This window comes from Candidatus Egerieousia sp. (genome assembly GCF_056211015.1).
This window is the reverse complement of the sequence record NZ_JBAELF010000054.1, coordinates 1-20,209: the sequence shown is the minus strand read 5'-3', so window position 1 is coordinate 20,209 and position 20,209 is coordinate 1. Positions and strand designations below refer to the sequence as shown.

Sequence of the window (20,209 nt, the reverse complement as noted above, 5' to 3'; positions counted from 1 at the left end):
CCCTCTGCTTTTCCTTTTCTATCAAAGAAATTGCGCTTGCTCTTGCTATATCGCTAAACTTTCGTTTACAATATTTCCTTGTACTGCAAGTCCACTCTTCCGAGTGAACCTGTCTTACTGTTGCATCATGTCAATGAACTCGCCCCGCCATTCCGAACGGGACTGCAAAGGTAAACCTATTTTCTTATTTCGCAAACTTTTTTGAAGTTATTTTTGAGTTTCCTTGAAAAGAACCATTGCCTTTGCAAGCTGGTCAGGACACGATGTAGGCTTATTTCCGCACTTAACGCCTGATAGTTTGGTAATTGCGTCATCAACTGTCATACCTTTGAGAAGAATGCATACTCCTTTGGTATTGCCGGAACAACCACCAACAAAATATGAATTCTGTATGACATTGTTGGAATCCACTTCAATGTGAATCAATCTTGAGCAAACACCTTCAGGCTGATATTCTACAATACGCCAGCCTTTAGCGTTCTTAGTGTCCAGTTTGAATGATTTTTTGTCATCAGACGCCTTATTTGCAGGCACTGCGCTGAACAACCCTGAATGTCCTTCTGACGCCTTGCCTGAAAATGGAAGCGCCAGCAGGAGTGCTGAACCGAGCAACTTCGCTCCGAAACTTCTTCTATTCATAATCAGTTTATCTATAATTTTTACAAAATTAATTTCAGAAGCTCTAATTAACAATTTTAATGCCAAATTATTGGATAGGAAACAGAACCATCGCTGTAAAAAAGAGAAGCCGGTCAAAAGGCCGGCTCTCTATGTAGAAAGTTGTATATAATTCTAGTAACCAGGGTTCTGCTGTGCGCCAAGACCAGGGTTAGCGTTAATCTCATCCTTGTAAATAGGGAGAATACACTTGTAGAATGATCTGTTAATGATGCTCTCTCGGTGAGTGACCTTTACGTCAGGAGTCTCATCGTCCATGTAAATGGTTGAGTTGGTTCTGATAAGATCCCAGAATCTCAAACCCTCGCCAAAGAACTCCTTGTCCTTCTCATCAAGAATCATCTGAACGGAAATGTTGTCCTTTGTGATTTCAGGCTGTGTATTGACATACCTGTTTGATGTGATAGATGTCAGATACTCCGCAGCTTCCTCTTTACTGCCGGAACGCAATGCAGCCTCAGCAGCAATGAAATACATCTCCGACAAACGAATGAGCTTGACGTTGACAGCTGATGATGATGCCTTGCCATCGCCCGTTCCGTCGGTGTTTCCGAAATACTTCCAGCATGAGCCATATCTTATTCCATCTGTTTCAGGATAGTCCTCAGGATGATCTTCACCAACCTGATCCTGATCCATGATACCCCATCTTACATCGTTTTCAATGTCGCTCATGTCCATAAGTTCAAGCCAATATTTGCTTGCCATGAAAATCTGGTTGTTTCTGCCGTTTCCGCCGCCGAGTACATACTGACCGCCAATGCAGCTTGTTGCGCCAAGATCGCCCTCGTTAACACACATAGCAAGTTCGAAGATTGACTCGCTGCCGCCCTGAGTTGCCCAGGATGCCACCCAGTTGTCCTTTGTATACAGAGCAAACTGTTTTGAAGCTATAATCTCCTTTGCAAGGGCCAAAGCTTCTGACCAGTTTTCCATATCCATCATCATTCTGGCCTTGATTGCCCTGTTTGTCCAGTATGTCATATAGCCGACTTCAGGTTTCACGGCATCTTCAAGATATAACGCAGCCTTGTCCAAATCAGCAATAGCCTCTGTGTAGACTGTAGCCACGGACTCTCTCAGCGGTTGTGCATCTGCTGTAAGGGAATGTTTAACTACAGGAACGCCGTATGAATTCTTGTCATCATTGTAGCACTTGCCATAGAGACGGCAGAGGTCGTAATGAAGCATAGCGCGGATTGTAAGAGCCTGTCCGTAATATGAATCATACTCTCCTTCAAGGAAGTCAACGCAATTCTCGCATCCTTCGATGATATTGTTACACAACATTATCATATTGTATCCTGTTGACCAGAAACCTGACATTGAGTAGCTGGTAGCGGAATGGTTGTATGCAAACATATAATCATATCCACGCCCATTTGACTGAATGGTAATATCACCGCCTTTAGCGTCTCCGTAAAGGATGAAGTTCCTTCCGTAGAAGCTGCTGGTTGTCATAGCATTGTAAAGACCGTTGAGCATAACCTTGGCATCTCTTGGACTGGTGATACTCTGGCTCGCATCCGCCTGGTTAGTAGGTGCCACATCCAAAAAGTCCTTGCAAGAAGTGCAAGCAAGCAAACCTACTATCGATAAAATAATATATAGTTTTTTCATATCCTTATAAACTTTTTAGATTAGAATGAGAACTCTACGCCAAATGTATATGTCTTGACATTAGGAGTCTCCCAACCTCTTGTACCATAAATACCAACCTCAGGGTCAACATTGTTATATTTAGCCCAGGTGAGGAGATTGGTTCCTGTGAAGAATACTCTTGTGTTTGTCAAGCCAATCTTATTGATGATTGTCTTAGGGAAATTGTAAGACAAAGTCAAAGTTTTGAGTCTGAGGAAGCTTCCGTCATGGATGTGACGTGTACTGTACTGCTCGAAGTCCTCTGCATCGCAACCTACGATTCTAGGAAGTGTACCATTGGTGTTGGCATCTGTCCATCTTTCTCTCCACATACGTGCGGAACGAGGTCTCTCCCAGAAGTAACCATCATCGATTGTATTCTGCTCACCTGCATCGTAGAAGTCACCTATCTTGTAGTTGAAGTTCAAGTTCAATGAAAGATTCTTCCAGCTTACTTCTGTATTGATACCACCGAATACATCAGGAACGAGATTACCGATAATCTTTTCATCTGCATCGCCGAAATCATATACGACGTTTCTGCCGTCCTTCTGGAAATCGCAGTTGTCATTGTTTGAATACCAGATATTGTATCCGGTTGCAGGATCCACACCTGCCCATTCGAGACCGTAAACAGCAAGCATTGACTCGCCCTCTCTGTAAATGAACTGGCAGAGATCATCACCGCCTGTAGGATCATACCAGATTACATCCTGACCTGTTGACTCGCCTTCCTGTCTGTAAAGTTTGGTAACCTTTGATTTTGTGAATGAAGCATTCACACCCAGACTCCACTTCCAGTCTCTTGTAGAAATGATATCACCGCTGAGTTCAACCTCAATTCCTTTGTTGTTAACCTCTCCGAGGTTTCTGAGAACTGAAGAGAAACCTGTTACCCTTGAAATAGGAACATTCATCAACAAATCCTTTGAGTCTCTGTTGAAGTACTCTACAGTACCGTTCAAACGGTTATTGAACAGACCGAACTCAAGTGCTACGTTGTATGTATAGGAAGTCTCCCATGAAAGGTCATTTGAAGCAACATTGCTTATGTATCCACCAGGTGACTCCTGATAGTTTGCACCGTAAGCTGCCAATGCGCGCCATCCATAATTGCTTGAAGGAAGTGTACCGTTAACACCATAAGAAGCCCTGAGTCTGAGGTTGCTCAACCATTCAACGTTCTTCATGAACTTCTCGTTTGTAATTCTCCAGGATGCTGCTACGCTCCAGAAGTTACCCCAACGTGTATCCTCGGAAAGTCTTGAGGAGCCGTCTCTACGGAACGAACCGGAAATGTAATATCTGTTATCGTAGTTGTACTCAGCCTTTGAGAGGAATGAAAGCATTGCATTGCCCCAGCTGTATGCGTTGGCGTCAAGAACACCGGCTGTTGCAACAGTATGCAGAGATGCTGTTGAAAGGTTCTTACCCTCAGCACGTCTGAAAGTTGATTTGTTCTTCTCTGCCTCCCAACCTGCGAGAGCGCTTACAGTATGTTTCTCACCGAATGTCTTGTTGTAAGAAAGGGTTGTGGAAGAAACGAGTTTCTGTACCTGAGTATCCATTGACACAGCTCTTGCAACAGGCTCTCCATCTACAACAGGTGCATTGAAGTGGTCGGCGCCAATATAGTATTCATCCTTTGTGTCGGTGTTATCAAATGAGAATACGGTCCTGGCATCGAGTCCATCAAGAATGTGAACTGTGAGAGTCTCATTTGCAGAAATCTTCAATGTTCTTGAATCATTATCCCACAAATCATTGTAATACAAGTTGTTGTATGCATAGCTGCCATATCTCTCTGTCCAAGGTTCACCTGTCTTATAATCGGTTGGCCAGTAAACTCCCCAGAGGAGGTTCCTTGACTGCATGAACAAGTTTGAAGAGTTGTTCCAGGTATCGTTGTAACCTGATTTCCTTGTTGAAGCAAGAGAAACGTTTGTTGCCAGTTCAACATACTTTCCAATCTTCTGGTTCAAATTAACACGGCCTGATATACGATCATAGTTGTTAATCTTAACCCTACCCTGATCCTTTGTATAAGAAATTGAAGTGTAGTAAGATGTATTCTCTGTACCACCGCTTGCGCTCAAGTCATAGCTCTGGAACATTGATGTACGGAAATATGCCTTCTCCCAATCATAGTACTCGCCTGTCTTATGATTGAACTTACCGTCTGTTCTTGCTGTAATTACAACATTGTCATAACGGCCTGTACCGGAAGCTGCAATATCATAACCATGCTTGTTGAACTTTGTATTCAAACGTTTGATAGCATCTGCAGAAGAAGCAGGAGCATCGCCTTCGTTGCTGCTGGTCCAGTAGTAGTTGTAATCCCAGAATGTCTCATAGAGCATCTGCATCTGCTGCTCTGGAGTAGAAAGCTCATAGTTGTTGGTTGCCCAAGAAGGTGAGAAACCGAGGGAAGCCTTGAAAGTAATGGTTGGTTTGCCAATCTTACCTTTCTTGGTTGTAACCATGATAACGCCGTTAGCTGCACGTGAACCGTAAAGAGCGGAAGCAGCAGCATCCTTCAATACTGTGATTGACTCAATGTCTGAAGGGTTGAGAGTGCTCATTACGTTGTTGGTAGAGTAGGTGTAATCACTCATCTGTCCGATATCACCTGAAATTACAGGAACACCGTCGATAACGTAAAGAGGCTCGTTCGATGCGTTCATTGAACCGATACCACGGATACGGATATTAGTAGCGGAACCAGCCTGACCTGAAGTCTGGGTCATCTGCAAACCTGCAACCTTACCATTAAGAGCATTCTCAAAAGAAGTAGCCTGAACATCCTTGATGGCATCTGCCTTTACTACAGAAGCCGCACCGGTATAAGTACCTTTCTTTGCAGTACCATAAGCTACCACGATAGTTTCATCAAGAAGGGTGGTTTCCATCTTGAGAACAGCGTTGATTACTGATCTGTTGTTTACAGGAACTACCTCATCTGCGAAGCCGGAAAGCTGGAACACCAAGGTAGCGTTTGAAGGTGCCTTGATTTCAAATTTACCATCATCATCTGTAAAAACAATAGTCTTGGTACCCTGAACCAATACGCTTGCGTATGGTAGCGGAGCCCCGTCATCACCGGACGTAACAGTACCGGTAATGGTAGTTTGCGCATAGGAAACAACAGCAAACAATGCTGCCAGCGCAAATAACACAATTTTTTTCATAGGTTGAATATTAGGTTAAAATTTGGTTGAATTTTCTGCTACGAGCACAAATTTAAGAAAAAAAGTTCAAGAGACAACCAATCTGAAACTTAAAACAAAAAAAATAAAAAAAAGGGCTGGCACAATGGCCAACCCTAAATAATCTGATAAGAAGCTTTCTATTAATATCCAGGATTCTGCTGGAGATTAGGATGAATTGCTATCTCAGACTCTGCAATTGGGAGAACAACAATATGCTCATTCCAGTCAACAGAAGGATAGGTACGAGCTACTACGTCTTCCTTGTCATAATTGATATCATGGGTGATAGCCTTGCCGTTTCTGAGAACGTCAAAGAATCTCTGACCCTCTGCAGGGAACTCCTTGAAGCGCTCAAGAAGAATGTCGTCCAAAGTTGGAGCATTATTCTTTACTACAGTTTCATCCCTTCTGCTTACAACTTCATACAGATAGTCGGCAGCCTTGCCTGTGTTGCTTGTCTTCACAGCAGCTTCGGCAGCCATAAGATATACATCACTCATACGGAGAACCTTGGCGTTGTTCCTTCTGAATGTGAAGCCCTTGTCGAGGTTGCCAGGGAACTTGTTCAACCAGATTTCCTGAACATAATCCTTTCCGTCTGAACCTGTGAGAATGTACTCCTGCAACATTGTACGCCTGATATCATTTTCACCAAGTGATTCCCTGTACTTCTTGGTAGGAACTATGCAGTGACCGTCATTGTCTTCGTTGTTCTTGCTGAAGTGAAGGTCTTGATAGATTGTATAGAAACCACCATCATCATCAATGTCACCCTTGAGTGATACGAGGAATTCAAGAACAGTCTCAGGCTGGTTCTCGTGTCCCCAGTAATCAATGTAGCCTTCCCTTGAAACGAGAGAATATACACCTGAATTGATTACCTCCTCACAGTTTGCCAATGCTCCGTTATTGTCGCCCATGTACAATTGAATTTTAGCAAGCATTGCTTTTGCAGCCCAGTAATTGAAATGGCCTGAATTCTTGTCTTTTGAAAGTCTTCCAACAGCCTCACCAAAATCAGCAATGGCTTGCTGGTAAGTCTGTGCAACTGTTGTACGGGTCATTTCCTTGGCCTCTGATGCAGAAATGGTCTTGTCAACGATGACTGCACCGAGCGATGCACCATTGTCCTTCAAGTAAGGATAGCCGTAGAAACGTGCGAGATCAAAATAGCAAAGACCTCTTACTGCATAGCACTGGCCAATGTAATCGTCAATGACAACTTTGTCTTTTGCAGATGAACTCTCATAGAGAGGGCCAATGTTCTCAAGATAAGTGTTACATCTGTTGATTACTTCATAATAACCCATCCAGATGGAACCGAAGTATGTGTTCTGAACTTTATCGAACTGAAGATTGTAAACGGTCTTGAAACCCTGGTTGTTCTTTGCAGGATAAAGTACATCGGAACGCATATCACCCAGAACAGCAAAATATGTGCTGTACATGGTGTAATACTTGAACGGTGTGTACAGACCGTTGCAAGCAACGCCGGCATCGGCAACGTTTGTCAACGCTTCGGAAGCAGGTACGGAATCAGTTGGCTTGGTATCAAGGAAACTTGAATTGCAAGAACAAAGACCTCCAACCAATGCAGTGATTACGAAAATGCTATAAATAAACTTTTTCATTGTTCAAAATTATTAATTGATTAATTAGAAACTAACCTCCAAACCGAGTGAATAAGTTCTCAAAGGAGGCATCACGAAGTTGGTCTCACCATGGTTTGCAATTTCAGGGTCAACGTTAAGACCTGAGAATGTCAGCAGGTTGGATCCTGATACATAGAAACGCACATTGGTCAAGTTGATCTTGTTTACAATATTCTTAGGGAGATTGTAAGAAATGGTTGCATTCTTGAGTCTTACGTAATCTGCGTTCTTAATCATACGTGTTGAGTTGTAATAACCTGAACCGATATCGGCAACACGGATAGGAACTGAAGTGTTGGTGTTCTCAGGAGTCCACATGTTGGTCTGTCTGGTAGAAATGTTCCTATGTGAGAAATAGTATCCGTCACTCTCCATCTGGTCAACTGCACAGTCCCAGATATATCTTCCGAATGAATAAGACCAAGCCATTGAGAACTGGAGGTTCTTCCAGCGGAGATCGGCATTGAAACCACCGAATACCTTTGGAATTGATGTCTTGCCGTCAATTACCATGCTGCTTGCATCCTGAACGTCGTCAACCGGAGTATAGTCACCCATATCCTCTGTAAGTACCGTACCTGCAGGGATTGTTTTTCCGTTCTTATCCATGATGTCCCTTGACAAGGTTGTGCCTTTCTGATAGAGACCACCTTTGGCAAACATTGCAGTACCTGTAGCAGGATCAACTCCAAGGAAGTTCCTTGTGTAATACTGGTAGAAGCAATATCCTGCTCTCCAGATATGTGAGTAACCGTCTGTCTGGTACTCTCCCTCTTCTGCAAGTGAAAGGACTTTGTTCTTAACTGTTGAGAGGTTTGCACCAACTGAAAGATCCCAGTCCTTGCTCTTGAGAATGTCAACGTTTAATGATACCTCAAGACCTCTGTTTCTCATTGAACCGATGTTTGTAAGAGTTGATGTGAAACCTGTGATAGAAGGTATCTTTGCGTCAAGGAGAAGGTCTGTGGTTTTCTTCTCATAGTATTCGATGCCGATTGTGTATCTGTCAAAGATTGTTGCGTCGAGAGCTACGTTCCAGTTCTTGTTCTTCTCCCAGGTAAGGTCTGTATTTGCAAGGTTGTAAGGATAGCTTGCACCTGAATCACCATAGTTGGTGAAATCATACAGAGCCATATATCCATAATGATCTGAAGGGAGTGTACCGCTGGTACCGTAAGAAGCCCTGAGTTTTGCATCGTTCAACCATTCAGCATCCTTGAGGAATGCCTCGTTTGAGAATCTCCATGAAGCGGATACTGACCAGAAGTTACCCCAACGTGTTTCCTTTGCAAGTCTTGAGGAAGCATCACGTCTGAAAGTACCTGTGATATAGTACCTTGAATCATAATCATAACTTGCGCTGCCGAGCAATGAAAGCATTGTGGTGTTACGTCTGTATGAATAACCGTCCTTGTTTGTTGCTGCAAGAACTGACTCTTTTGCACCCATGTATGAGAAGTCTGTCTGGCTTGCTCTGGTATATTTGAACATTTCTCTTTCTGCCTCCCAACCTGCAAGAACGTTTACGTGATGCTTGCCGTTGAAAGTCTTGTCGAATGTTGCTGTTGTTGAGCTTACTACCTTGTTCACGTTCCTGATACGGTCTGAAGCATAACCCTCACCGTATGCACCGAAGTTAGGGTGACCGTAGAACCAGCAGAATTTATCAACCTCGTTCAACCAGTCGCTGCTGACTGTGGATTTGATCTTAACGCTCTCAATAGGAGTTGCCTCAATCCAGCCTTTGAGCAAAAGACGGTTCTGCTCGCAGTCATTGAGCTGAGCGTCGTATGTAACCGTAGGGTTTCTAGTCTGGAATGAAGAGTTCCAAGGCTCATTATAAAGCTCGCCTGTGTCTTTGTACTTGTATGGCCATCTTTCGTTGAGAATTACCTTCCACTGATAGAATGGGTTGTCCTTTGATGACTGACCGTCCTGGTGACCTGTCTGATACTGCCAGGAGTACTGGAAGTTACCTCCAACCTTGATATGTTTGTTAACCTGAGCGTCGAGGTTCACGGTTGTTGAGAATCTCTTGAGGTAGTCAATTCTCACAACACCCTGCTGATCCTTGTAAGCAACGGAAGCATAAACCCTTGCCTTGTCTGAACCACCGGAAATGTTGTACTCGTAATCCTGTGAAACACCAACGTGGAAAAGAACATCCTCCCAGTCCTTGTAGATGTACTTGCTCTCGTCTCTTGCAGGATAGTACCTGTTAACCCTTGCCTGAGCATACTCCTGAGCTGAAGAATAGTCCCCTTCCCACTCATCAGGATATCTCATACCATAATTATACCAAGCTGTGTAATGCATCCACTCCTGCTCTGCATCTGAAGCTACAGGATAGTTGTTGTATGCAAAGTACGAGAAGCCAACGCTTGCCTTGAAGTTTGAAACCATCTGGCCGTTCTTACCTTTCTTGGTTGTGATGAGGATAACACCATTTGATGCACGTGAACCGTAGAGTGAAGCTGCAGCGGCATCCTTAAGAATGGTGATTGACTCAATGTCTGAAGGGTTGAGGAAGTTCATTGAACTGGTTGACATGTTACCTGATGACCAGTCACCTGTGGTGGCTGCGATACCATCGATAACATACAAAGGCTGGTTGCCTGCGTTGAATGAACCGTAACCACGAATGCTGATATCAGCTTCAGCACCAGGCTGACCTGAATAAGAACCTACCTGAACGCCAGGAGCCTTACCTGCGAGAACCTGCTCGAAGTTTACTACAGGAGCATCCTTGAGAGCAGCCTCTTTCACAACAGAAGCAGAACCTGAATAAGATCCTTTCTTAACTGTTCCGTAAGCTACAACCATAACGTCATCAAGCAACTCTGTCTCGGTCTGGAGAGTTACGTTAATAACGCTCTTTCCATTTACTGCAATGCTCTGTGTGGTGAATCCCATCTGTGAGAATACCAGAACTGCATCAGCAGGGGCCTTGATTTCATACTTACCGTCATCGTCTGTGAATACCAATGTCTTGGTACCCTCAACCATAACATTTGCGTACGAAACTGGGCTTCCATCATCACCGGAAACTACCTTACCGGTAATGGTTGTTTGCGCATAAGAAATCACAGTTGTGAGGACTGCGAGCGCAACAAGCACGAATTTTTTCATAGAAATAATTTAAGTTAATAATTAGGTTTGGTTATAAATTTCAATCTATACGCCTTCCTTGGCTATTACACACCATGGTAAGCATACAAAGTTAATTAATTTTTATAAAAAACCAAGAGTTTTCCGGAATTTGAAAGAATTTTATTCCAGGATGCCAGCACTATCTGCAACGCATTCCTCCAACTGAACCGGTTGCATTGTTGGAAGCAGTGGCTTTATAGCCTCATACCGTTCAGGGAAGTACCTTTTTGTATAATAGAACCCGGGCTTTGCTATATAACAAGAATGTTGTCTTTCGGACTTGCGAAGCACCCTGTCACACACTTCCCAATGCGTTTTAGGTCTTATTTCATTCCTCCAGGAGAATCCGCGCAAGGTCTGCTCCTCATCTGAAAGATTATAAACCGGCAGAGCGTTGTTGGTTATTTTCTCAATGTACTTGATTCTCTGCACCTTCCTGTCCTTCAGCTTTGCGCTTATCATCCTGGCTTCCTTCTGGTTCATTATGGTAATAAGAGAATCCTCCCTCAGATATGCATTGAGAGAAGCACCACCCAAAGCGTCGAAACGTACTATATCATTATTCTTGAAGAATCCCACCATCTCAGTACCCTTAATCTGATTGAAATGCGTGCTATCCTCCATGGATGCTATGAAAGCATTTGAAATCATATTGGCCTTGTACAGCTTTCCCTGGTCAAAGACAATCTGCATGCTGTCGGAAGTTAGCTGATGCTTGGCATCACTCCATAGAACAGGATCCGTGAACAGCCTTGCTATGGAATCAATCCCAGTATAAGCCAGTGAATCGCATTTCCCCTGCACATTGGACTTGAACATCCTTACATTATACCAGGCATCCACAAACAATATTTTTGTAGTATCCACCGGCGATGGCACAAATACAGAATCGGCGCCGCCATCTGGCAGGCTGTCCCTCATTGGAAGTTGTTCGCCTCCCAGACTCATTTCCTTGAACACTGAGCCTGTACCGCCTGCAGCACTGGTATCTCTCACAGCAGGAGGCTTTGGCCCCGGACCTTCCTTCAAGCGCTTCAATGCAGCCCTGTAGGCTTCGTGCTTCCTTGCAGCCTTCATCTCCTCTTCAGCAACCGGATCCTTCATTGCCAGTTCCCTCCTTTCAAGCGCCTGAGCTACAAGAGCACTATCAAGTTCATGCATCTCAAAAGCATACACATGCATGGTATCGGAAGCCACATAAGCAGTATCCTGCACCTGGCCTTCCTTCATGAAAGAAAGCAGCGACGGCTTCCTTGAAAGCACAATGTCAAAAGGCTGCTTCTTGTAGAAAGCCTCATCTGCAAAGACTATCGTTGACTGTGTGGTATCGGTAATCTGAATATTGTTCTGAAGATGCGCCTCGTCCTTCTTTGACCAATAGACAATGTTGTCTGCCCAAAGCTCCCTCTCGGGAGTCATTACATAACCATCGCGCGTAAGATGAAGAATGCTGCTGTCCCTCTCAATGAAGCCTTCGTTGGCCCGCACTATGTTTTCTGCGTTCCAGGCTGTGGTGTTGTTTCCCAGAAGCACCCGTCTGTTTCTGGTGTCATACTCTATTTCAGATGCTCTGACTATCGTGGAGTCGGTGAATGCCGCAACGTTGCTTGTGAATGAGAAAAGGTTCTGTGCGGAATCATACCTGCCGTCCATGCTCTCGATTATGGCACCGTCCTTGTTGGTCATTGCTCCGCCGGAATAGAAAACGCCTACACTGTCCTTGGTGTTGTAATCCAGAAAACTAGTATTTAGTACATTCCCCTCCTTGTCAAAGAGCGATACAAGGTTACCTCTGACTTCAATGAGATTGAAATCAATGCGGTACTTCATTCTTTCGCCAACCAGACAGGTTCTGTCCTGCATGACCTGAACGTGTCCTACCGCATCTATTTCATTGAGATTCACATTCCAGCAGGCGGAATCGCAATCAAGATATGTGTTGTTATGGAAAAACCTAGCCGGTCCTATTATCTTCCTGTATTTCATTCCGCCAATTTCCTCCAACTGCGCCGAGGATGCGTATATGAGCGTAACAAGCGAGTCCCTATCCTTGTTTTCCTGTGCGGAAAGCAGAAATGGGAGCAGTATCAGGAACGATAAAAGGAACAGCTTTATCTTATCCATCCTTTTGAACTGAATTGGCAATTCCTGAACAGGTCATCCACGTAAATGTAGTTCTCCACCTGCTTCTCCGCTATGAACTTGTCAATGGCCTTCTGCGCCAGATCTCCGTTGGCCACGTTCTGAACCACCATGAAATCATCCTTTATGTTAGCCACATGCGATGGCAGAATCTTCTCAAGGCGTATGATCTTGTATATGACATTGCCCCTTCCCTCATTGTCCAGTGACTCGAAAGGCTCCGATATCTCACCTTCCTTGAGGTTCCTGACTGCATTGTAGTCCGCAGGTTTGAGCTGATCCTTCTCAAAGAAGCTGGCACCGGTGTTCTCATCAATCATTATTCCATGATTCATTGCGGACTTGCCTTCGAAAGAATGCTTGAACGCAGCCCTGTCAAATGTTATGCTGTCTGCAAGTATGAGAGTTTTCAGGCTGTCCAGAGTCTTGAAAGCCTTGTTCCTGTCCTCGGAAGTATATTCCGGCTTGATAAGGATATGCCTTGCATTGAACATGTCACCGTTGCGCTCTATCATCTGAATGATATGGAATCCGTCCGGTGTTTCAACAACCTGAGAAATCTGTCCCGGCTTGAGCGCCATTGCCGCATCCGAGAATGCCGGCCAGTACAGTGATTTCGGAGCCATTCTCAGTTCGCCTCCTCTTGAAGCACTGCCTGGGTCCTGTGAGTAAATGGTTGCCAGAGTGGAGAAGCGCTCGCCGTTGAGGATTCTGTTCCTGAACTCAAGCAATCTCTCCTTGGCTACAAGACCTGCCGCCTCCTTTGAAGGATAGAGAACAATCTGGCTCAACTGGTACATTGTTGAAATTATTGGAAGCGAATCCTTGTTCACTCTTTTGTAGAAACGCTCCACCTGACTTGGTGTGAGGGATCCTGCATCGGACACAACCTTCTGCTGCATCTGCTGCGTGAGCGATGTCTCGCGTAATGTCTCGCGCCACTCCGCCTTGAGCTTGTGCACAGGCTTGTTGAAATATTCAGCAAGTTCCTTCTCGCCCCCAAGAGCGGTGAGAGCATTGTTCATTCTGTCCTGAAGCTCCATCTCCACATTATCCTCGTTCACCTTGAGGGAATCCAGCTTGGACTGTATCAGGAACAGTTTCTGCTTCAACAGATTCTCCAGTATCTCACATCTCACGTTCTGGGTTGAAATAACGCCCTGTGCAAGCATCATCTGCACCTCGGCCTCCAATTGTGACAGAAGTATCGCCTCATTGCCAACCACTGCTATGGTCTTGTCTATCAGACCATTACTATATGTCTGAGCGTTAGAACCGATGCCGGCCAGCAATAACAGCGAAACCAAAAAGCTCTTTGCAAGTTTCATTTTCCAATAAATAAAGAATCCGTTCATATCATTCAACAGCTTACCTGCTGTAGTTTGGAGCCTCTCGTGTAATGGTGACATCGTGAGGGTGGTTTTCAATCACGCCGGCTGAAGTGATTCTTACGAATCTTGCCGTCTGCAATGCAGGGATTGTAGCTGCTCCGCAGTAACCCATACCTGCTCTCAAACCGCCAACCAGCTGATATACAACCTCTGACAAGGTACCCTTGTAAGGTACCTGCGCTACAATGCCCTCAGGAACGAGCTTCTTCACATCATCCTCCATATCCTGGAAATATCTGTCCTTCGAACCTTTCTGCATTGCTTCCAGTGATCCCATTCCGCGATATGACTTGAATTTTCTTCCATTAAGGATGATGGTTTCACCCGGTGACTCTTCAACTCCTGCAAACAAAGATCCTGCCATAATTGTACTGGCACCTGCAGCAAGCGCCTTTACAACATCACCGGAATAGCGTATACCGCCATCAGCTATGATTGGAATCCCTTTCCCCTCAAGTGCTTCAGAAACCAGCATTATGGCTGTAAGCTGTGGAACGCCAACGCCGGCAACCACTCTTGTGGTACATATCGAGCCAGGTCCTATACCAACCTTAACGGCATCAACTCCGCACTCCGCAAGTGCCAGAGCGGCTTCTCCGGTTGCAATGTTACCTGCAATGACGTCAAGATGCGGGAATGTCTCCTTGATTGACTTGATTATCTTGAGCACATATACTGAATGTCCGTGTGCTGTATCAACCACAACGGCATCAACATCCTCTGAAACGAGTTTCTCAACCTTTGCAATTGAATCGGCGCCGACTCCTACTGCTGCGGCTGTCATAAGTCTGCCCTTGGAGTCCTTGCTTGCCTTTGGATTGTCCTTGACCTTTGTAATGTCCTTGTATGTAATGAGGCCTTCCAGATGACCGTACTGGTCAACGACAGGCAGCTTCTCAATTCTGTACTGCTGAAGCAATGCAGTTGCGTGAGCAAGATCAACACCGCTCTTTACAGTTATCAGATTCTCCTTTGTCATGACCTGCGCAACAGCTGTCTTGACGTCGGTCACGAATCTGAGGTCCCTGTTTGTAACGATTCCAACGAGATAATTGGCATCATCAACTACAGGAATACCTCCTATATGATTCTCACTCATCAGTTTGAGAGCATCAGCCACGCAGGCGTCACCTTTGATTGTAACAGGATTATAAATCATTCCGTTCTCCGCCCTCTTGACTCTTCTGACGTTGGCCATCTGCTGCTCAATGGGCATATTCTTGTGAATGACACCTATACCGCCGGCCCTGGCCATAGCAATAGCCATCTCCGATTCAGTCACAGTGTCCATAGCTGCCGAAACAACTGGCGATTGGAGAACTATGTTCCTTGAAAAACGTGTGCTCACGTCAACGTCTCTTGGAAGGACCTCGCTCCTTGCAGGAACGAGCAGTACATCATCGAATGTCAGTCCTTCAAATGCTATTCTCTCTGATAATTGCTGCATATACGAAAGTTTATAATCTACAAATGTAAAAAAAATCTTATATAAATTCTAATGCTTGATATATAGTTTGCCCTGAAAAGTCTCCCTCTGCTCCAATCTGTCATCAAGCATATGCAAAAGTTCAGTATTCCTTATCAGGCCCCAGGGCGTGCTGCGCACAAATCGCGGTGGTAGCTCTCCGGCAAATCGCTCAATGTAGAAATCGGGTCTGAGCCTCTCCAGTATGTCAATGAAAAAATCAATGTACTCCTCCAGGCCAAAGTGCACGAAATCAGAAGGATTCTCATCGTGCTCCCTTTCCATCGCAGTGCCTTTGACAAATTGAAGCTGATGGAACTTGAGGCTGTCTATCGCCAGTGTATTGATAAGATCAACTCCCTTGAGCATCATCTCACGGCTTTCACCGGGAAGGCCGAGTATGAAGTGGGCTCCGCACTGAATGCCTCTTCTGCGGGTCTGCTCCACAGCATAAACAGCCTGCTCGAAAGTGTGATGGCGGTTGATGCGCTCCAGTGTTGCGTTGTAGCAGCTTTCTATGCCGTACTCGATTATTACAATCCTGTTCCGCGCCAGGGAGGCCAGATAATCCAGTTTCTCCTCATCAACGCAGTCGGGTCGCGTGCCTATCACAATACCGCGCACCTGAGGATGACACAGGGCCTGCTCATAAAGGTTCTTAAGCACATCAAGGCTGGCGTATGTGTTTGAATATGGCTGGAAATATGCCAGGAAATCGTTGCAGTTCCTGTAACGCCCCCTGTGGAACTCAATGCCTTCCTCAATCTGCTGCGTGATTGATTTGTCAGGAGTGCTGTATGAGGGATGGAAAGCATCATTGTTACAATACGTGCAGCCGCCCAGCCCCTTGCTGCCATCCCTGTTAGGACAAGTAAAGCCGGCATCAATCACAATCTTTTGAAGCCGGCATCCGTATTTCTGCTTGAAGTACCCAACAAATGTATTGTATCTTCCCATCATCAGACTTTCTTGCTGTCCACAATGTCAAACACCTTCACCTTGAAAACGGCTTTCTTTACCTTGCCCGAGCCAAGAAGCGGTGCATGAGCGTCCGAAGGGAATATGGCCACGAAGTTTTCTGCGCTTACGCTTACATAATTGTCCGGAACGTCATTGGCAAGAAGGGCAATATCCTTTTCATCATCGTACTTGGCATCGTCCTCAATGCACTTCGAGCGGTCCTTAATGCCGTATGTTTCTATTCCTTCAAGGACAACGTGAATGTCTATGTATGAATCGTGAACCTCCATCGGGGCGTCATCGCCGCGGAGTTCCTCGCTTGATATGTTCACATAGACATCCTTGCCGGAAATCTCGTAACGGCCATCCTCCATGGCGGCCATATTGTTGGTGCGGATGAATCTGTACACCTTGTCAAAGTTCTTGTGGAAACTCTGATATCTCTCAAAACTTTTTACTGAATCAAGTATCATATTCTTAAAATTAATGACCACCCGCAACGTGGATGGTCATTTTTGACTTTTCCTATCAAGAAAAAATTATTTTCTAAGACCAAGGGCCTTGACAATATTTCTGTATCTCTCAATGTCAGTATCCTTGAGGTAATCAAGGAGTCTGCGTCTCTTACCAACGAGTCTGAGAAGGGCTCTCTGTGTGTTGTAATCCTTCCTGTTGCCTCTTACGTGGTTTGACAAATGATCGATACGGTAGGAAAATAAAGCAATCTGGCTCTCTGCTGAACCAGTGTCTGTATTAGACTTTCCGTATTTCACGAAAATCTCTTGCTTTTTGTCAGGTGATAAATACTCTGCCATAACGCTAAGAATTTGTTTTGTTTATTAATGGTTTCACCCTTTTACAAGGGACTGCAAAGATATACCTTTTTGTCCAATTTCCAAAAGCTCGCGCAAAATTATTGTCTGACTTTCAGAAAGCTGAAATTGTGCTCCAGCTTATGAAGGTCACGCCTGCACTTGTACGCATCCTTCCCAAGGGCCTTTGACAGCAGATCATAGAACTCCTTGCTATGGTCCATATGCACCAGATGGCACAGTTCATGCACTATCACATAATCGCACAAATACTTTGGAAGCCTTACAAGATGCATATTCAAGTTGATGTTGCGCCTGTAGGAGCAGCTTCCCAGGTTGGAACTGTTATCCTTTATTGCAAACCCGTTGTAGGAAAAGGGATTTTTCACCACTTCTCCTTTTCTTTCCACAACGATGGTTCTGTTCATTCTTTCCACATGCCAGTCAAGCCTTTCCTTCAGAATCTTTTTTGCAGTCTCCCTGATGATTTTCAATTCCACCTGGGTGAGGGAGGAATATGGTACCGCATAACTGAAGATATCTCTCGAAGAAACGCCGTCACTGGATTCCGCCATTGACATGCCACCGTATGTTTCAAGCCCGGAAATCTCCTCAAGGGCCCTTTCCCTTTCAAGGCGTTTTCTCTCCTTCCTGTCCTGCTCGAGCTTGTGCTTCCAGGCAAATTTAACGTATGCATTCCAAATCTGCTGTGCGTTTTCATCAAGAAAACGTTTCACCACATACAAAGGGCAGAGAAAAGGAAAAGTCACATTGACACCTTCCGGTATCAACGTGACCGTTATTCTCCTGGCGTTGATTCTTCTTTTAAGAAAAACCCGGCCTATCACATTATGCTGATAGAGCTGCGTCATTCTTCCAGAAAAAATTATTTGGTCAGTTTGCTGAGTCTGTCAAACATTTCATCGGTTGAACTTAAAAGCTTGCCACTTATCTGGGCGAAATGAGCCTTTACCTGTTTTCTATACTCCTTCCTGAGATTTGCGTCCTTCAATGCCTTGCCCGGAGCACTTGGATAATTGTTGATCTGCTCAAACAGATTCTCACCAAGGGTCATGGCATCGTCAATGATTTTTGCAGCCTCCTCCTGATTTTTCTCAGGATGAATGCACATGAACATATAACAATCAGAAATTACCTCATTCATAAAGAAGATAACATCCTTCTTTACACTTCTTAAATTTGCCATATAAACTTGAAATATTTTAAAGAATTATTCAATTTTCATATTCACCCCAGATAGCAGGGTTCTTTGTATAAAGTTCATTAACGGACCAGATATTCTTGCCGCAATCAACATTGCCAATAATCCTGCAAGCTCTCTGAAGCCTCTTTGAACCTGTATAATAATTTTCATCTTCAGGAATAAGGGAACTTATGTGAACCTTTCCAGCCTCATGGATGAAGATGCCATCACCTATGTACATACCAACGTGTGATATCCTGTCTCTGTTCCTGCCAAAGAAAATAAGGTCACCCATCTGAAGGTTTGCAAGAGCCTCCCTTGTATATACGCTGTCAACGGAATACTTTGACACATCGATATCATCTCCAGTCTTGCACTGCTGCGATGCATCCCTTCTGAGAACTATTCCGTTGAGATAATACACATTCTTTGTAAAGCCGCTGCAATCCATGGCCTTGACTGAGGTGGCAGCCCACATATAAGGGACGCCTATCATGGTTTTTGCAGTAGCAATTATGTTCTCAGGTGTAAGTTTGCGGCTTGCAACCCAATCAGGGAAAGTAACAAGTACGGAAGCTGGGAGATATCCCTCGCGACCGTCTGCAATACCAACCTTCCACCAGTTTCCGCTTCTGCCAAGATCAAGCATCACATCACCCCAGACCGCATCACATACCTGCTGAGATGAAGCATCAGGAGCCTCCTTGATATCTGCATACTTCACTGTAAGGACAACTTTGTCAGCTGCCGTATATTTTGCGAACTCCTCTGCAGTCATTCTTGCAATGGTGGAAGAAGAAACCCATGCATGATATCCCTCAGGAGTTATTGCCAAAGTCCAGCCGCCGTCGTTTTTCAGGACCTTCAAAGGAGCGCCCATAAGGCACTGTGTTGCCGCCTCGGCAGCATAATCACCCTCATTCCTGAAATTGATGACAGACTGAGCGGCAACAGCGTAGGCCTTGCCTTCAAGTTCCTCTGCGTCAGGAATTATCTCTATATTAATGTCAGCGTCAATATTATTAGCCTTGAGAGCCAGTATCAGAGAATCCTTTGCGGCCGGTACTGTAGTGTAGCCACTGATATTCAATTCACCGTCTTCATCCTTTTCAATGTTTACGTTGAATGTCTCGTCCCTGCTGTCCGGAGCATAGACTTTCTTTACATCCTTTGCAATCAGATTGAACTTCTCAATTGTCTTTTCAGAGCCATTTGAACAACATGCGCCGGCAAGAAAAGAAACCAACGCAAGAAATAAGATACTTTTTCTCATATTATTTGAATTGTTTCACAAAATTATGAATATTTTTAGATTTAACAAAGCTAAAACACTTCCACTCAATGCTTGCTTAATGCAGTGTCATCTTTCAGAAAAAAAACAATAAGCATATTGGGGCACAGATTCTGCCAAATCTGCATGCAGCAATGTTCATTGTACGTGAATGCAGAGAGGGTGGGTGCAAGCAGAGCATTCATTTCGAGGGGTCTGCTTGCAGCAGTCATTGCTGTTCTGAATTCCGGGCAGGGGTGCTGCAGGCAGCTTTGGCAAGAACCAACGGACTGAACAACCCGCTGGCCTGCCACAGAACGCATGTTATTGTGGCCGGCAATAATGAGTGTGACGATGATCGTTGCTGTACTTATGAGTAACTGGCATAGTTCCGCTGCAGGAAATGACGAACATTGAGCGGATTTTGCCAGAGCGGTACTCACCAGGTGCGCTCAGAGTGGTCTGCAAGAGGGATGGATGTTAACAACCCCCCTTCATTTTGGTGGGGTGGTTCTCACCTGTCCTTATTAGAACGCATTCCTGCAAGGGTGTACGAAAACGACTTGTGTCAAAAGCATCATGGCGACGCCGCTGGCCCTTCAAGGGCTCCATTCGCACTTCCGCTGTTGCCAGTC

14 protein-coding genes are annotated in these 20,209 nt (G+C 44.8%); all 14 read right to left on the bottom strand.

Going from position 1 to position 20,209, the window contains the following annotated elements; translation table 11 throughout:
• Window positions 1-207 precede the first annotated feature (207 nt).
• Entirely contained in the window at window positions 208-639 is a 432-nt protein-coding gene (locus tag AC06L3_RS04105) for a TIGR03905 family TSCPD domain-containing protein (protein ID WP_475669350.1), read from the bottom strand.
• Between the two features lie 153 nt (window positions 640-792).
• Window positions 793-2,226 (bottom strand): RagB/SusD family nutrient uptake outer membrane protein, encoded by a 1,434-nt coding sequence (locus tag AC06L3_RS04100; protein WP_475669349.1) that lies wholly within the window; start codon window positions 2,224-2,226, stop codon window positions 793-795.
• A 92-nt stretch (window positions 2,227-2,318) separates the two neighbouring features.
• Window positions 2,319-5,507, bottom strand: coding sequence for a SusC/RagA family TonB-linked outer membrane protein (locus AC06L3_RS04095; RefSeq protein WP_475669348.1), 3,189 nt, complete (start codon window positions 5,505-5,507; stop codon window positions 2,319-2,321).
• Window positions 5,508-5,668: 161 nt separating this feature from the next.
• Window positions 5,669-7,159 (bottom strand): RagB/SusD family nutrient uptake outer membrane protein, encoded by a 1,491-nt coding sequence (locus tag AC06L3_RS04090; RefSeq protein ID WP_475669347.1) that lies wholly within the window; start codon window positions 7,157-7,159, stop codon window positions 5,669-5,671.
• A 24-nt stretch (window positions 7,160-7,183) separates the two neighbouring features.
• Window positions 7,184-10,309 carry a SusC/RagA family TonB-linked outer membrane protein gene (locus tag AC06L3_RS04085; protein ID WP_475669346.1) on the bottom strand — a complete coding sequence of 1,042 codons (3,126 nt, stop codon included), beginning with the start codon at window positions 10,307-10,309 and terminating at the stop codon, window positions 7,184-7,186.
• Window positions 10,310-10,450: 141 nt separating this feature from the next.
• Window positions 10,451-12,454 carry an OstA-like protein gene (locus AC06L3_RS04080; RefSeq protein ID WP_475669345.1) on the bottom strand — a complete coding sequence of 668 codons (2,004 nt, stop codon included), beginning with the start codon at window positions 12,452-12,454 and terminating at the stop codon, window positions 10,451-10,453.
• The gene (locus AC06L3_RS04075) at window positions 12,442-13,827 is read right to left on the bottom strand and encodes a peptidylprolyl isomerase (protein WP_475669344.1); all 1,386 of its coding nucleotides are present in this window, start codon (window positions 13,825-13,827) and stop codon (window positions 12,442-12,444) included. The genes AC06L3_RS04080 and AC06L3_RS04075 overlap by 13 nt, the downstream gene beginning before the upstream one ends.
• Before the next feature lie 13 nt (window positions 13,828-13,840).
• Window positions 13,841-15,310 (bottom strand): IMP dehydrogenase, encoded by a 1,470-nt coding sequence (gene guaB / locus AC06L3_RS04070; protein ID WP_475669343.1) that lies wholly within the window; start codon window positions 15,308-15,310, stop codon window positions 13,841-13,843.
• A gap of 48 nt (window positions 15,311-15,358) precedes the next feature.
• Complete coding sequence (mnmL, locus tag AC06L3_RS04065) at window positions 15,359-16,288, bottom strand: tRNA modification radical SAM protein MnmL/YtqA (RefSeq protein WP_475669342.1); 930 nt, start codon at window positions 16,286-16,288, stop codon at window positions 15,359-15,361.
• On the bottom strand, window positions 16,288-16,761 hold the full coding sequence (locus tag AC06L3_RS04060) for a NanQ anomerase/TabA/YiaL family protein (RefSeq protein ID WP_475669341.1): 474 nt from the start codon (window positions 16,759-16,761) through the stop codon (window positions 16,288-16,290). Before AC06L3_RS04060 ends, mnmL begins: the two co-directional genes overlap by 1 nt.
• Before the next feature lie 66 nt (window positions 16,762-16,827).
• The gene (gene rpsO, locus AC06L3_RS04055) at window positions 16,828-17,103 is read right to left on the bottom strand and encodes a 30S ribosomal protein S15 (protein ID WP_475669340.1); all 276 of its coding nucleotides are present in this window, start codon (window positions 17,101-17,103) and stop codon (window positions 16,828-16,830) included.
• Between the two features lie 98 nt (window positions 17,104-17,201).
• The gene (locus tag AC06L3_RS04050; RefSeq protein WP_475669339.1) at window positions 17,202-17,972 is read right to left on the bottom strand and encodes a M48 family metallopeptidase; all 771 of its coding nucleotides are present in this window, start codon (window positions 17,970-17,972) and stop codon (window positions 17,202-17,204) included.
• Between the two features lie 14 nt (window positions 17,973-17,986).
• Window positions 17,987-18,307, bottom strand: coding sequence for a hypothetical protein (locus tag AC06L3_RS04045; RefSeq protein ID WP_475669338.1), 321 nt, complete (start codon window positions 18,305-18,307; stop codon window positions 17,987-17,989).
• Window positions 18,308-18,335: 28 nt separating this feature from the next.
• Window positions 18,336-19,577: a C40 family peptidase gene (locus tag AC06L3_RS04040; RefSeq protein ID WP_475669337.1), complete on the bottom strand. Its 1,242-nt coding sequence runs from the start codon at window positions 19,575-19,577 to the stop codon at window positions 18,336-18,338.
• Window positions 19,578-20,209: the final 632 nt, after the last annotated feature.

Excerpts from the sequence above, each read along its gene's own strand:
- AC06L3_RS04060 (WP_475669341.1), bottom strand. The coding sequence starts at position 16,761 with ATGATACTTGATTCAGTAAAAAGTTTTGAGAGATATCAGAGTTTCCAC.
- AC06L3_RS04095 (WP_475669348.1), bottom strand. The coding sequence starts at position 5,507 with ATGAAAAAAATTGTGTTATTTGCGCTGGCAGCATTGTTTGCTGTTGTT.
- AC06L3_RS04040 (WP_475669337.1), bottom strand. The coding sequence starts at position 19,577 with ATGAGAAAAAGTATCTTATTTCTTGCGTTGGTTTCTTTTCTTGCCGGC.
- guaB (WP_475669343.1), bottom strand. The coding sequence starts at position 15,310 with ATGCAGCAATTATCAGAGAGAATAGCATTTGAAGGACTGACATTCGAT.
- AC06L3_RS04075 (WP_475669344.1), bottom strand. The coding sequence starts at position 13,827 with ATGAACGGATTCTTTATTTATTGGAAAATGAAACTTGCAAAGAGCTTT.
- AC06L3_RS04045 (WP_475669338.1), bottom strand. The coding sequence starts at position 18,307 with ATGGCAAATTTAAGAAGTGTAAAGAAGGATGTTATCTTCTTTATGAAT.
- AC06L3_RS04085 (WP_475669346.1), bottom strand. The coding sequence starts at position 10,309 with ATGAAAAAATTCGTGCTTGTTGCGCTCGCAGTCCTCACAACTGTGATT.
- AC06L3_RS04090 (WP_475669347.1), bottom strand. The coding sequence starts at position 7,159 with ATGAAAAAGTTTATTTATAGCATTTTCGTAATCACTGCATTGGTTGGA.
- AC06L3_RS04105 (WP_475669350.1), bottom strand. The coding sequence starts at position 639 with ATGAATAGAAGAAGTTTCGGAGCGAAGTTGCTCGGTTCAGCACTCCTG.
- AC06L3_RS04080 (WP_475669345.1), bottom strand. The coding sequence starts at position 12,454 with ATGGATAAGATAAAGCTGTTCCTTTTATCGTTCCTGATACTGCTCCCA.
- AC06L3_RS04050 (WP_475669339.1), bottom strand. The coding sequence starts at position 17,972 with ATGACGCAGCTCTATCAGCATAATGTGATAGGCCGGGTTTTTCTTAAA.
- mnmL (WP_475669342.1), bottom strand. The coding sequence starts at position 16,288 with ATGATGGGAAGATACAATACATTTGTTGGGTACTTCAAGCAGAAATAC.
- rpsO (WP_475669340.1), bottom strand. The coding sequence starts at position 17,103 with ATGGCAGAGTATTTATCACCTGACAAAAAGCAAGAGATTTTCGTGAAA.